Source organism: Mesorhizobium sp. M4B.F.Ca.ET.017.02.2.1, from assembly GCF_003998955.1.
GTDB classification, from domain to species: Bacteria; Pseudomonadota; Alphaproteobacteria; order Rhizobiales; family Rhizobiaceae; genus Mesorhizobium; species Mesorhizobium abyssinicae.
Genome location: NZ_RZOF01000150.1, coordinates 1 through 13,475, shown reverse-complemented (window position 1 = coordinate 13,475; position 13,475 = coordinate 1). Strand labels below are relative to the sequence as shown.

The 13,475-nt window shown below is 65.3% G+C and carries 13 protein-coding genes and 1 pseudogene; 6 read left to right on the top strand and 8 right to left on the bottom strand.

Annotated features, from left to right (window positions below):
* On the top strand, window positions 1–2,162 hold a 2,162-nt coding region (locus EN738_RS18615; protein ID WP_127284970.1), incomplete at its 5' end, for an EAL domain-containing protein.
* 64 nt (window positions 2,163–2,226) lie between these two features.
* On the opposite strand, the gene EN738_RS18610 is transcribed toward EN738_RS18615, so the two are convergent.
* The 5 genes from EN738_RS18610 to EN738_RS18590 form a co-directional block, all read right to left on the bottom strand.
* Entirely contained in the window at window positions 2,227–2,577 is a 351-nt protein-coding gene (locus tag EN738_RS18610) for a hypothetical protein (protein ID WP_127284969.1), read from the bottom strand.
* Window positions 2,578–2,674: 97 nt separating this feature from the next.
* Complete coding sequence (gene abc-f, locus EN738_RS18605; RefSeq protein ID WP_127284968.1) at window positions 2,675–4,297, bottom strand: ribosomal protection-like ABC-F family protein; 1,623 nt, start codon at window positions 4,295–4,297, stop codon at window positions 2,675–2,677.
* A 330-nt stretch (window positions 4,298–4,627) separates the two neighbouring features.
* Entirely contained in the window at window positions 4,628–5,371 is a 744-nt protein-coding gene (locus tag EN738_RS18600) for a 2OG-Fe(II) oxygenase (RefSeq protein WP_127284967.1), read from the bottom strand.
* 118 nt (window positions 5,372–5,489) lie between these two features.
* Complete coding sequence (locus EN738_RS18595) at window positions 5,490–6,014, bottom strand: hypothetical protein (RefSeq protein WP_127284966.1); 525 nt, start codon at window positions 6,012–6,014, stop codon at window positions 5,490–5,492.
* A gap of 13 nt (window positions 6,015–6,027) precedes the next feature.
* Window positions 6,028–6,450, bottom strand: a complete 423-nt coding sequence (locus tag EN738_RS18590) for an OsmC family protein (protein WP_127284965.1) — start codon at window positions 6,448–6,450, stop codon at window positions 6,028–6,030.
* Window positions 6,451–6,634: 184 nt separating this feature from the next.
* Between EN738_RS18590 and EN738_RS18585 the strand changes: the two genes are divergently transcribed.
* Entirely contained in the window at window positions 6,635–7,282 is a 648-nt protein-coding gene (locus tag EN738_RS18585) for a phytochelatin synthase family protein (RefSeq protein WP_127284971.1), read from the top strand.
* A 15-nt stretch (window positions 7,283–7,297) separates the two neighbouring features.
* Here the strand turns inward: EN738_RS18585 and EN738_RS18580 are convergent, their stop codons facing one another.
* Both EN738_RS18580 and EN738_RS18575 read right to left on the bottom strand, forming a co-directional pair.
* Window positions 7,298–8,797, bottom strand: a complete 1,500-nt coding sequence (locus EN738_RS18580) for an AMP-binding protein (protein WP_127284964.1) — start codon at window positions 8,795–8,797, stop codon at window positions 7,298–7,300.
* Window positions 8,798–8,879: 82 nt separating this feature from the next.
* Window positions 8,880–9,704 carry a p-hydroxycinnamoyl CoA hydratase/lyase gene (locus EN738_RS18575; protein ID WP_127284963.1) on the bottom strand — a complete coding sequence of 275 codons (825 nt, stop codon included), beginning with the start codon at window positions 9,702–9,704 and terminating at the stop codon, window positions 8,880–8,882.
* A gap of 103 nt (window positions 9,705–9,807) precedes the next feature.
* Between EN738_RS18575 and EN738_RS18570 the strand changes: the two genes are divergently transcribed.
* Complete coding sequence (locus EN738_RS18570; RefSeq protein WP_127284962.1) at window positions 9,808–10,260, top strand: MarR family transcriptional regulator; 453 nt, start codon at window positions 9,808–9,810, stop codon at window positions 10,258–10,260.
* A gap of 299 nt (window positions 10,261–10,559) precedes the next feature.
* On the top strand, window positions 10,560–11,762 hold the full coding sequence (locus tag EN738_RS18565) for a cytochrome-c peroxidase (RefSeq protein WP_245494573.1): 1,203 nt from the start codon (window positions 10,560–10,562) through the stop codon (window positions 11,760–11,762).
* A gap of 349 nt (window positions 11,763–12,111) precedes the next feature.
* Here EN738_RS18565 and EN738_RS18560 read toward each other — a convergent pair whose 3' ends face one another.
* Complete coding sequence (locus EN738_RS18560) at window positions 12,112–12,708, bottom strand: dihydrofolate reductase family protein (RefSeq protein ID WP_127284960.1); 597 nt, start codon at window positions 12,706–12,708, stop codon at window positions 12,112–12,114.
* A 108-nt stretch (window positions 12,709–12,816) separates the two neighbouring features.
* On the opposite strand from EN738_RS18560, the gene EN738_RS18555 reads away from it, so the two are divergent.
* Both EN738_RS18555 and EN738_RS18550 read left to right on the top strand, forming a co-directional pair.
* The gene (locus EN738_RS18555; protein WP_127284959.1) at window positions 12,817–13,233 is read left to right on the top strand and encodes a helix-turn-helix domain-containing protein; all 417 of its coding nucleotides are present in this window, start codon (window positions 12,817–12,819) and stop codon (window positions 13,231–13,233) included.
* A gap of 127 nt (window positions 13,234–13,360) precedes the next feature.
* Window positions 13,361–13,475 (top strand): annotated as a pseudogene (locus tag EN738_RS18550) (3-keto-5-aminohexanoate cleavage protein); the annotation flags it as partial.

The window sequence follows — 13,475 nt, the reverse complement described above, 5'->3', positions numbered from 1 at the left end:
TCGCCGGGCCGGTCAACCTGGCGCAAGGCGGGCGCGGCTTCATCGGCCGCATCCCGGTCTTCGTGCCGACGGCGGGGGGCGGCGACCGCTTCTGGGGCATCATCTCGGCGGTGGTCGATGTCGACCGGCTCTACGCGGCAAGCGGCCTTACCGACCCCGCCATAGACATCGATGTGGCGCTGACCGGCAAGGACGCGCTGGGTGGCAGCGGCGAACGTTTCTTCGGCGGCGACAATGTCGTCGCCGGCAATCCGGTGACAGCCGAAGTGGAGGTGCCGTCAGGCTCGTGGCGGATTTCGGCCATTCCCAAGGGCGGCTGGCCAGCGGCGCCGAAGAATGAGCGGACCTTGCTGGCCCTCATGGCGCTCGCCGGCGTCCTGGTGGTGCTGCCGATCCTGGTGGCCGGGCGGCTGTTCGGCGAAAGGCAGAAGAACTATGCCGAGTTGCGGCGCCTGTCCGGGCGGCTGGAGCTGGCGCTGGAGGCCTCAGGCATCGGCGTCTGGGAGCACGACCTCGCCACCAACGAACTGGTGTGGGACGAGCGTGTCAACGAGATCTATGGCAAGGCCGCCGGCAGCGAGCCGCGCGGCTATGATGACTGGGCGGGAACGATCCACCCCGACGACATCGAGCGCGCTCGACAGGATTTCGACCTGGCTGCGGCGACCAGGGGCCTCTACTCCTCGCAATACCGCCTCATCCATCATGACGGCGACGTCCGCCACGTCCGCACGCGCGCCACGTTCTTCCAGGACACCGGCGGCACGCCGAAGATGATCGGCGCCGAATGGGACGTGACGAGCGACGTGCTGCTCAACGAAAATCTGGAGCGCGAGCGGCAGCTGTCGGAATCGAAGAACGCCGAGCTGGAGATCGCCAAGGCGCGCATCGAGCATGTCGCCCTTCACGACTCGCTGACCGGCTTGCCCAACCGCCGCTATCTCGACGAGATGCTGGCTGAAAGCGGTGAGAGCGGCCGGCGCACGGCGCTGCTGCATCTCGACCTCGACCGCTTCAAGCAGATCAACGATACGCTCGGCCACGCGGCTGGCGATGCCATGCTGATGCACGCCTCGAAAGTCATCAAGGCCAACGCCGGAGCCGCCGATTTCGTGGCCCGTATCGGCGGCGACGAGTTCGTGGTGGTCGCCCATGGGGATGGCGACGACAAGCTGGCCGAACTGGCCAGCCGCATCATCGAGGAGATGCGCCAACCGGTTGCCTTCCAGGGCCACCAGTGCCGGTTTGGCGTCAGCATCGGCATCGCCGCCAATGACGGCGTCGACGCCAGGCAGTTGCTCGTCAATGCCGATCTCGCGCTTTACAGAGCGAAAAGCCATGGCCGCAATCGCTACGAGTTCTTCAACGAGGAGCTGCAGAGCGAGATCGTCCGGACCAAGCAGATCGCCGACGAAATCCTCGGCGGGCTGGAGCGGAACGAGTTCGTCGCCTATTACCAGCCGCAGTTCGACGCCAGGACGCTCGAGATCGTCGGCGTCGAGGCGTTGTCGCGCTGGAAGCATCCGCGCCGCGGCATCCTGGCGCCCGCCGCCTATCTCAAGGTGGCCGAGGAGCTGAACGTCGTGGCGCTGATCGACCGCACCACGCTCAAACAGGCACTGGAGAATTTCGAGCGCTGGTCGCATCTCAACATCCCGCGCGTTTCGGTCAACGTCTCGGCCAGGCGCCTCGAGGACAGGGACCTGATCAAGGGTTTGCGCAAGCTCGCCATCAAGCAAGGGACCGTGTCGTTCGAGCTGGTGGAATCGATCTTCCTCGACGAGAACGACGACTTCGTTTCCTGGAACATCGAGCAGATCAAGGAACTCGGCATCGACATCGAGATCGACGATTTCGGCACCGGCTATGCCTCGATCGTCAGCCTGCTCAAGCTGCAGCCGCGCCGGCTGAAGATCGACCGCCAGCTGATCACGCCGATCACCGGGTCAAAGGCGCAACGGCGGCTGGTGTCGTCGATCATCGAGATCGGCAAGTCGCTCGGCATCGAAGTAGTGGCCGAAGGCGTCGAAACGATGGAACATGCGCGCATACTGAAGGAATTGGGCTGCGACATCCTGCAGGGCTACGCCTTCGGCCGCCCGATGGACGCCAAGACCTTCAAGGCCTTCGCCCAGTCGCGCAAATGGCTGGCGGTCGGCTAGCGCGACGGCTACGCGCCATCTGAGCCAGGCACCTCAGCCCAGTCTTCAAGCAGGCCGATCCCGGCTATGGATATTTCGTCGGGGCCTGTGGGCTTGACTCGCCCTGCAACGCCCTCGGCAGCGGAAGGCTCGAGCATTGCAAGTGCACCTCGCGGGCGAACGCCTTTCGCTGCTTCTGCTCGTGCTCCTTGACGGCTGCTATGATCCCCAACCCGTACGGGCCGAGCACGACGAACCCCCAGCCCGGGTGGTTCTTTTCGCGAGCGTCGTAATCCGAAGCGTCCGCGCGGGCTTGCTGGCATTGCGGCGACGCCCATTTCTGATCCTGCTGCGAAAGCGACGCTTCATAATCGACCGGCGAGGTCGCGCATCCGGCCACTGTCGCGGCCAACGCGACCGACATTGCAATTCTCATCCCGAAGCCTCCCCTGAAGCATCGTGGAGGGTACACGGAATTCTTCTTCCGGCAATCGCGTGCCGGATGACTGTAGCGGGTCATGGCCGCCGTCTCCCTAGCTCCTCAGCCCCGGCGCTTCCTGCCCGGTGCGTTCGACATATTCGGTATAGCCGCCGCCGTAGGTGTGGATGCCGTCGGGCGTCAACTCCAGCACGCGGTTGGACAGCGCCGCGAGGAAATGGCGGTCGTGCGAGACGAACAGCATCGTGCCTTCATATTGCGAAAGCGCGTTGATCAGCATCTCCTTGGTCGCCATGTCCAAATGGTTGGTCGGCTCGTCGAGCACCAGCAGGTTGGGCGGGTCGAACAGCATCAGCGCCATCACCAGCCGCGCCTTCTCGCCGCCGGAGAGCACGCGACACTTCTTATCGATCTCGTCGCCGGAGAAGCCGAAACATCCGGCGAGCGCGCGCAGCGGCGCCTGGCCGGCCTGCGGGAAATTGTCTTCCAGCGTCTGGAACACGGTGCGCTCGCCCTCGAGCAGCTCCATGGCGTGCTGGGCGAAATAGCCCATCTTGACGCTCGGACCGCGCGCCACCGTGCCTTGGTCAGGCTCGGAAGCACCGGCAACCAGCTTCAATAGCGTCGACTTGCCGGCGCCGTTGATGCCCATCACGCACCAGCGCTCGCGCCGGCGCACCTGGAAGTCGAGGCCGGCATAGATGCTGCGGCTGCCATAGCTCTTGTGGATGCCCTTCAGCGTCGCCACGTCCTCGCCGCAGCGCGGCGCCGGCTGGAAGTCGAAGGTCACCGTCTGGCGCCGCTTCGGCGGCTCGACGCGATCGATCTTGTCGAGCTTCTTCACCCGGCTCTGCACCTGAGCGGCGTGCGAAGCGCGCGCCTTGAAGCGCTCGATGAAGGCGATCTCCTTGGCCAGCATCGCCTGCTGGCGCTCGAACTGCGCCTGCAGTTGCTTGTCGGCCAGCGCCCGCTGCTCCTGGTAGAATTCGTAATTGCCGGAGTAGGAGGTGAGCGAGCCGGCGTCGATTTCGACGATCTTGGTGACGATGCGGTTCATGAACTCGCGGTCGTGCGAGGTCATCAGCAGCGCGCCGTCATAGTTCTTCAGGAACTGCTCCAGCCAGATCAGGCTTTCGAGGTCGAGATGGTTGCTCGGCTCGTCGAGCAGCATCACGTCGGGCCGCATCAGCAGGATGCGGGCGAGCGCGACGCGCATCTTCCAGCCGCCGGAGAGTTTCGCGACGTCGCCGTCCATCATCTCCTGGCTGAAGCCGAGGCCGTCCAGGACCTCACGGGCGCGGCCGTCCAGCGCATAGCCGTCGAGCTCCTCGAAGCGGTGCTGCAACTCGCCGTAGCGCTCGATGATGGCGTCCATTTCGTCGGCGCGGTCGGGGTCGCCCATGGCATGCTCGAGTTCGCGCATCTCGGCGGCGACCGCGCTCACCGGCCCGGCGCCCTCCATCACCTCGGCAACGGCGCTCATGCCTTCCATGTCGCCGACATCCTGGCTGAAATAGCCGATAGTGACGCCGCGATCGACCTGGACCTGGCCTTCGTCCGGCAGTTCCTGCCCGGTGATCATGCGGAAGAGCGTCGTCTTGCCGGCGCCGTTCGGGCCGACGAGGCCAACCTTCTCGCCCTTCTGCAAGGCGGCCGAGGCTTCGATGAAGACGATCTGACGGCCGTTCTGCTTGCCGATGTTTTCGAGACGGATCATAGGACGGTCCGGATAAATGCGCTGATGTGGCGGGATTTGCCCGAGCGCTTACCCGAATGAAGGCGGCGAGGGAAGAGGCAGAAGCGCCGCAGATGAGACATTGGAGATTGGCGAAGGGCGGCGGCGACAGCCGATCTCCCCCCTCGTGGGGGAGATGGCCGGCAGGCCAGAGGGGGGCGCGAAGGATCGCGGCGTCTCAGGGCCAAGGTTCGTCGCTTCCATGCAATGGGGGCAACCCAAGCGTTGATACGCTGGCGGGACAGCGCCCCCCTCTGCCCTGCCGGGCATCTCCCCCACGAGGGGGGGGATCAGCAGCTTCGGCGCCGCGCTCTATTTCGCGTCGTGGAAGATGATGCCCACCGTATACCGCCGCCCCGAGCGTAAGCGGCTGACGCCGTGGCGCAGGTTCACGCGATAGGGCCCCTTCGTGCCTTGCACCGGCCGATTGTGGACGGCGAAGATCACCGCGTCGCCTCGCCTCAGCGGCACCACCTCGGCGCGGCTCTGCATGCGCGGGCGCTGTTCAGTGAGCACGAATTCGCCGCCTTCAAAATCCTCGCCTGGCTCGGACAGCAGGACCGCAACCTGCAACGGAAAGGCGAGCGCGCCGTAGAGGTCCTGGTGCAGGCAGTTGAAGTCGCCAGGGCCGTATTGCAGCAGGAGCGGCGTCAGCTTCGTTTGGCCCTCGTCATGGCAGCGCTTCAGGAAGGCGGCGTGGTCGCCGGGATAGCGTAGCGCCACCCCCATCTTCTCGTTCCAGTCGTTGGCCACAGTGGCCAGCCGCGGATAGAGCGCGGTGCGCAGGCCTTCGATCAGATCGGGGATCGGATAGCGGAAATAGCGGTACTCACCCTTGCCGAAGCCATGGCGGGCCATCACCACATGGCTGCGGAAATGCTCTTCATGCGGATAGAGCGCGGCGATTTCGGCGCATTCGTCGGGGGCGAGAAGCGCGGGCATGACGGCACAGCCATGGGCGTTCAGTTCACCGGTCAGAGTGCGCCAGTCCTGCTCTGCGACGCGCGCTTCGGCAGAGCGGATTTTACGATGCGAGCTTATCGAATGGATGGTCACTGGTGCCTCCTTTGATGGGATCAAGGTGGGGTGGATGAACGGTGGCGGCCACCCGATTCCTGCGGAGGTGGGCTCGACTTCGCCTTCTCCCGCAAGGGGAGAAGGGAAGATCGCGCTTTCACCGCTTGCGATACCCCTCCAGCTCCGGATCGAGATCCACCCGTACCGCATTGGTGAACAGGCAGGTCGCCACCATGATGCCGGCGAAGGCGACGAGGTTGACCAAGAGCGTGTCGTCGTAGCGCGACTTGAGCGCGGCCCAGACCTCCTCCGGAACAGCATTGGCATCCGCCGCGACCGCCTTGCCGAACCTTATCAGCAACGCCTCGTCGGCGGTCGGCTCGAGCGCCTCCGGATCGAAGCCGGAATCGATCAGCGCGCGGCGGAAGAAGGTGACGGGGATCTCGGCGCGGCAGGTCTCGGAGATCGCGTGCGACAACAACCAGATGGCGCGGTCGTCGAGCGCGGGCTTGAGCAGATCGCGCAGCGTGAACCATTCGGCATAGATGCGATGGGCGGCCGGCGAATGGAGCAGGATGCGCTTCATGTTGGTCATGCGGCCGCGCAGGCTGAGCTCCCTGTCGTGCTCGGCGCGGATTTCTTGCGACGCCGTCGAATAGTCGATGGGCGGGATCATTGCCATGGGAACGGTCGCCTCACCCAAGCGTCGCGTGCAATTCTGGCGTTGCGCGCAGCGTGTTGGAGACGGTGCATATCGCCTCGGCATCCTCGACGATGCGCTGCTTGGTCGCTGCGTCGAGATCGCCGGAAATATCGAGCCTGATGTTGAAGCGGACGACGCGGGACGGCTCGTCCGCCGCCTTCTCGCCGCCGACCTCGGCGCGCACCTCGGCGAGCTGCGCGGCAACGCCAAGGCGGTTCGCGGCGATGCGGGCGCTGATCACCATGCAAGCGGCGAGCGAGGCATAGAGCAGGTCGAGCGGGTTGAAGCCCGGCGCGCTGACGCCGGTGACGACATCGACCGTGCCGCCGGTCGGCGTGGTGACGACCGGCAGGCCGCCCGGCTGCAGGACGGCCGTTGCGCCGGTGACGCGGGTCCTCACCTTGAGCTCACTCATCGCAGTATCCCTTTCGGCCGGCGGCACGCCAAAAATCGAGGGCGCAGCCGCCGCAGCGCACGCCCTGCCCCGCTATATGGGGCGCGAGGGGCCGACGTCGCAACATCGACTGATGTCTCTGGTTCCGCTAGGCTGCAACATCTTGTTGCATTGTCCTGTTGCTGCACTGTCTCGAGGTTCGGCAATGAAGCGCGGTCTCGCTTTCGCTCTGATTGCAGGCATTGCCGGCGTTGGCCTGCTCGGCGGCGGCGCGCTTTTGACTGTCGGTCAATCCGCCGTCTCGCAGGACGCTATCCAGTCGTCGGTTATCCGCACCCCGGCATTGATCGACAGCGCCTGGAAGCTGCCGGTGGCCGCCTCGTTCAAGGCCGACCTCGACTGGCAATCGAACAGCTCGCGATGCGGGCCTGCAAGCGTCGCCAACACATTCCGCTCGATCGGCGAAGAAGAGACGACCGAGGCCGAAGTGCTTGAGGGCACCGGCAAATGCTGGACAGGTTTTTGCATCATCGGGCTCACGTTGGACGAGGTTGCCGAGGTCGCTCGAACGAAAACCAGCCGGAAAGTCTCGGTGCTGCGCAACCTGAGCGCCGAAGAGTTCCGCGAGCACTTGAAGCGCGCCAACGATCCGAACCGCCGCTACATTTTCGGCGCCGGCAGCGGCCATTTTTCTCCGATCGGAGGGTATCTGGAAGCCGAGGACATGGTTTTCGTGCTCGATGTCAACGAGCGCTACAAGCCCTGGCTGGTCGAGCGTGAACGCCTGTTCTCGGCCATGGACACCGTCGACAGCGATGGCGACAAAAAGCGGGGCTTGCTACTGATCGAGTAGACCTTCTCAGCGGCCTCAACCCGACTTACCCCACCTGCGCAGCAGATGCTTCTGAATCTTGCCCGATGCCGTGCGCGGCAGGGCTTCCATGGCCAAGAATTCCTTTGGCACCTTGTAGCGGGCGATGCGCGCGGCGCAGTGGCTGGCGAGGGCCGCCGGGTCGAGCATGCGGCCGGGTTTCAGCACCACAAAGGCGCGGCCGACCTCGCCCCAGCGCTCGTCGGCGACACCGATCACCGCCACCTCGGCGACATCGGTATGGGCAAGCAGCGCCATCTCGACCTCGGCCGGGAAGACGTTCTCGCCGCCGGAGATGAACATGTCCTTGCGGCGGTCGACCAAAGTGACGAAGCCGTCTTCGTCGCGCTTCGCCATGTCGCCGGTGCGGAACCAGCCGTCCGCGCTGAAGGCGCGCGCCGTCTCCTCCGGTCGGTTCCAGTAGCCCGGCGTGATGTTGGGGCCGGCGAGCCAGATCTCGCCCGCCTCCCCCGGCGCGACTTCGTTGCCGGCATCATCGACGATGCGCAGCGAGACCATTGGCGCCGGCAGGCCGGCCGAGCCCGCCTTGGCGGCGATACACTCGGTCTCCAGCGGCATGCCGAGCACGGTGCCAGCCTCGGTCATGCCGAAACCGTCGACCATCGGCACGCCCTGCTTGAGCCACCACGTTATGTCGGCGGCAGGGTTCGGCGCGCCGCCGGTGAAGAGCGCCACAAGCGATGTCCAGCGCGCAGGCTCAAAGCCGGCATGTTCGCGCAGCATCCTCGCCATTTGCGGCACGCAGAAATAATGGGTGACGCCGAGCGCCGGGTCGGCGAGCCGGTCGTTGGTGACGCCGGGCTCGAAGCCGGAGGAGACCAGCACGGTGCCGCCCTTGAGCAGCACCGGGCGCAGATTGGTGATCAGGCCGATGACATGGAACATCGGCGCGTCGCAGAGGACGACGCTGTCATGGCCGACGCGGCCGATGACGCCGAAATTGACCGCGGTGGCGAAGGCATTGGCCTCGGTGACGATGACGCCCTTCGGTTGGCCCGACGTGCCTGACGTGTAGAGGATGATCGACGGCCGGTCTGCTTCCGGCAGAGGGCGACGCGGCACTGGCTCGGCCTCTTCCACGGCCGCCTGGAAGCGCGCGACGTCGAGCGGCGCGCAGCCGGTCGGCGGCGCCACATCGAGCCCGGTGTCGTGGACCAGAAGCGCGGGATCGCAATCGGCCAGGATCGCCTGCCGCTCGGGCGCGGCGAGCCGCCAGTTGACCGGCACGAAGACGGCGCCGAGGCGCATCACCGCCTGCTGCAGGATGACGAGGTCAGCGCTGTTGCGGGCCAGCGCGGCGACCCGCTGCCCCTGCCCTACGCCATGGTTTTCGAGCACCGCGACCGCGCGCTGGATGGCGTCGTCGAGCGCGGCGTAGGTCCAGCGGCGTCCGGACGCCAGGTCGACGCAAGCAAGGCGGTCCGGCTGCGCGCGGGCATGCAGGGCAATGGGATCCGGTGTCGTCCATGCCGGCATTGCGATCTCCTCCCGTGTCACGCGCCGTATCGGGTGCCTGCCGGCATCGATCGCCGGCCGGTGTCAGGTCACATCGACCGGATCATCTCGCCTTGTCGTAGGCGCCGAGGCCGGGCTTGTAGCTCTTTTCGTCGATGAACTGGCGGATGCCTTCCTTGCGGCCTTCATTGTCGAAGGAATTCGCCGCCTCCTGCGCCCGCACCAGATAGTCCTCGGCATTGTCGTAGGTCATCTCGGCGACGCGGCGGATGGCGTCCTTGGTGGCCTTGAGCGCGACCGGGTTCTTCTTCAACAGGATCCCGGCCACTTCGGCGACACGCGCCTTGAGACCTTCCAGCGGGTGGCTTTCATTGACCAGCTTCCAGGCCGCCGCCTTCCTGCCGTCGATCAGCTCGCCGGTCAGTGCATGATACATAGCGTCGCGCATCGACAAGAGATCGACCACCACCTTGGTGGCGCCGCCGCCGGGCAGGATACCCCAGTTGATCTCGGAGAGCGCAAACTGCGCCTCGTCGGCGGCGAAGGCGAGATCGCAGGCAAACAGCGGGCCATAGCCGCCGCCGAAGCACCAGCCATTGACCATGGCGATGGTCGGCACGCGATACCAGCGCAGCCGCCGCCACCAGCCATAGGCCTCGGCTTGCGCCTTACGCACGGCGCCCTGGCCCTTCGCCTCGGTCTCACGGAAATATTCCTTGAGGTCCATGCCGGCCGACCAGGCGGCGCCTTCGCCGGAGAGCACGAGAACGCCGACATCGTCGCGGAATTCAAGCTCGTCGAGCACCTGCATCATGCGCCGGTTGAGCGCCGGGCTCATCGAATTGCGCTTGGCCGGCCGGTTGAAGCGGACCCAGGCGATGCCGCCCTCGACATCGAAAGCGACGGTATCTTCGATTTCCTCTGCCATGGGCAACTCCTCCGATATCGCTATGCTACATAGCTTTTATCTTCGCTATGTCGCATAGTATTTTTGTCTTGACAAGGGGCCGGATCGCGGCAATCGATCGGACATGGACGAAACCGGCAACGACCTCGCCGAGGACGCGCTCGACGCGCAGATCGGCTACAATCTGAGGCGCGCCTCGGCGCTGGCGCTCAACGATTTCGCCATCGAGATGGCGGAAGCGGAATTGCGCCCCGTCACCTACGCCATGCTGGCGCTGATCGACGAACGGCCGGGCATCCGCGCCGCCGGGCTCTGCCGGCTGCTCGCCATGAAGAGCGCCAACATGGCGCCGCTGCTGGCCGAGCTCGAGGAGCGCGGCCTGATCGAGCGCGACGACCATGCCAAGGATCGGCGCGTGCAGGAGCTTCGGCTGACCGAGGCGGCCAAGGCCGCGATGCCCGCCTGGCGGCGTCAGGTGCGCCTGCACGAGGACCGCTTCCTGCATCGGCTGACCAGCAAGGAGCGCGCAACGCTGCTGCGGCTGCTGCGGCTGATCTGGGTGGATGAGGCGGAGTGAGCGCCGGCGCGCTCCCAACTCTAGGCAAAACAATCCGATAGCTGCGCATCCTGCCGGATTGATTCATCTGTTCTGCAGGGGAAGCGGCGTAACGGGCTTCCTTCCTTCACGCCCTCAGCGCGCCAGATCGAGCGCCACTGTCACTTCTGTGACATTCTCCCCCGCGAACACGGTTGCGTGAGCTTCGCGACCGGTCCATCAATCCGTTGCACTGGGCACCTAGTCCCAGCGCAAACCGAACCATGCCTATGCCGACAAGACGATGGAAAAGCCTGACAATCGCGATCGCCACGGCGGCGATGTTCGGCTTCGCCTTACCGGCGACCATGGCGGGCAGCACCCATCCCGGCCCGCTGTCGCGCGCGGAGACTTTCGCGCGGGCGCAGGCGCTGACGGCGCTTGGCCGGAAAATGTTCTTCGATCCGTCGCTGTCGGCCTCGGGCAAGCAGGCCTGCTCCTCCTGCCATGATCCCAACCACGCCTTCGGGCCGGCCTCGGCGGCACCGGTCGAGATGGGTGGGCCCAATCTCGACCGGCCGGGCCTGCGCGCGGTGCCATCGCTGCGCTACCTGCAGGCGGCGCCCGCCTTCACCGAGCACTTTTACGATTCCGAGGATGAGGGCGACGAGAGCGTCGACAACGGTCCGACCGGCGGACTGACCTGGGACGGCCGCGCCGATCGCGGCCAGGAGCAGGCGAAGATCCCCCTGCTCTCGCCCTTCGAGATGGCCAACAAGGATGAGGGCGCGGTTGTGGCGGCGTTGCGCAAGGCGGCCTATGCGCAGGAGTTCAAGGCGGCGTTCGGCGACGACGTGTTCGATCGGCCGGGCGACGCCTTCGATGCTGCGGCCGAGGCGCTCGGCACGTTCGAGCAGAGCAGCGCCGATTTTTACCCCTATTCCAGCCGCTACGACGCTTTCCTTGCCGGCAAGGCGACACTCTCGGCGCAGGAACTGCGCGGCCGCGCCGTGTTCGAGGACGAAGCCAAGGGCAATTGCGCGAGCTGTCATCTGAGCCGGCCCAGCAACAATGGCGAGCCGCCGCAATTCACCGATTATGGGCTGATCGCCATTGCCGTGCCGCGCAACGCAGCGATCCCGGCCAATGCCGATCCGGCATATATCGATCTCGGCCTGTGCGGCCCGCTGCGCACCGACCTCAAGGGACACGCTGAATATTGCGGCCTGTTCAAGACGCCGACGCTGCGCAACGTGGCGTTGCGAAAGAGCTTCTTCCACAACGGCTATTTCCACACGCTGCGCGATGCCGTCGCCTTCTATGCCAGCCGCGACACGGATCCGGGCCGCTGGTATCCAAAGGGCGCCGACGGCACGATCAACCAATATGACGACCTGCCAAAGGCTTACCGGGGAAACCTCAATACGGATCCGCCTTTCAACGGCAGGAAACCAGGCGACAGGCCGGCGCTGACCGACGCCGAGATCGACGACATCGTCACGTTCCTCGGCACGCTGACGGACGCCGATCAGGCGGGACATTGAAGGCGGGCGCAATACAGGCCACGGACCGGCGGACTTTCCTCCGGCCAAAAAAATATCGGTGAACAGTCTGCCTGTGTGGCCTCCGTCACAGGGTCGCCGGAAAGTTCCTGCTATATTAGCATCTTCTTCTGAGAGCGGGGGCTCGAATGAGGTTTGTAGCGGTGCAGGAGCCGCCCCATCATAGCTGGGCGGTGTTTGATACAGTCAGGGACGAGCCCGCCGCCTATGCCGGGCGCGTGCTCATCGGCCTGACGTCGCACGAGGCCCGGTGCTTCACGGCCGCGGCCAACGACGATGCGGGAAAGTGGCGGGCGAACAAGCCGTTGCGACGGCGCGCTGCCGGCCTGATTCAGGTCGCTCGGCCGGCCGGCGCGTAGCGGTTCACCACCATGCCGCAGGCATAGGCCTTCGAGCCGATGAGCTTCAGCCTGGCGAAGCCGCCCTGATCGAATATGCGGCGGCCGCTGCCCAGCACCGCCGGGTTGATGAAGAACTGGAACTCGTCGACCAGCCTGGCGGCGATTAGCGCCGAGGCGAAGCCGGCGCCGCCGAAGACGGCGATGTTGCCACCCTCGCCCACCTTCAACGCATTGACCTCGCGCGGCAGGTCGCCGCTGGCGACCCGCGTGCGCTCCCATCGCGAGGTCCTCAGCCTGTCGCTCAACACCACTTTCTGCGCTTCGACGATGCGCTGGGCGAAGGCGTAGAAACGGTCCTTCGGGAATTTCCTCGCCGCATTGCCCCAGTGGGTGAGATAGCCCTCCTCGGCCATCTTGCGGCTGAGCAGGATGGTGTCGACGGTTTCGAACACAGCGTTGAAGTCCTGCTTGAGCTCGTCGTCCCAGTCGCTGTCGTCGCCCCATTCCCAAAGCTGCCAGCGATGGTCCTCATCTGCGCCGACGAAGCCGTCGACCGACATCTGCATTTGCAGGATCAGCTTTTTCATTGCGCGGTCCTCTTCGCGTTGCTCACATACAGTTTACTTTTGGAACCATTTGACGCGAAAGAATGAATGATGTCAATTGTAAAGTGATTTACAAATGGAAGCGAATCAATGTCGACCAGGGAAAGGTCCGGCTGCCCGATCAGCCTCTCGCTCGAATTGCTAGGCGACCGCTGGACGCTGCTCATCATCCGCGACCTTGTCTTCGCCGGGAAAAAGCATTTTCGCGAGTTCCTGCAATCTGACGAGGGCATCTCGTCGCGCACGCTCGCCGAGCGGCTGCAGACGTTGCAGGACGAAGGCATCCTCACCCGCAGCGAAGACCCGACGCACGGGCTGAAGGCGATCTACCGGCTGACGGCGGCCGGCATCGACCTGCTGCCGGTGCTGGCGACGCTCGGCGCCTGGGGCAGCAAATATCGCAAGGCGGACGAGAGCCTGGCTCGAATTGCCAGGGAATTCGCGGCGGATGGCGAACCGGCATTGGCGCGGATGAAAGAGATGTTACGGAAGCAGCATTTGGGGTAAGGCTCGGCGGGGCTGGGGGCGCGAAAAGTCCCGGCGCCGCCGGGATCACCCTGTAGCGCTTTCATTACTGCCGTTCCCGCTGGGCCCCGCCCTGCGCTAGACTTGCGTTGAAACCGGATTGCCAGCCATGATCGTCCAGGCCTGCATCAATGGCGCCCGTCCCGCCGATTTCCATCCCGCCCTGCCGCTCGACGCCGACGCCATGGCGCGCGACGGCGCGGCTTCGGTTGCGGCGGGGGCTG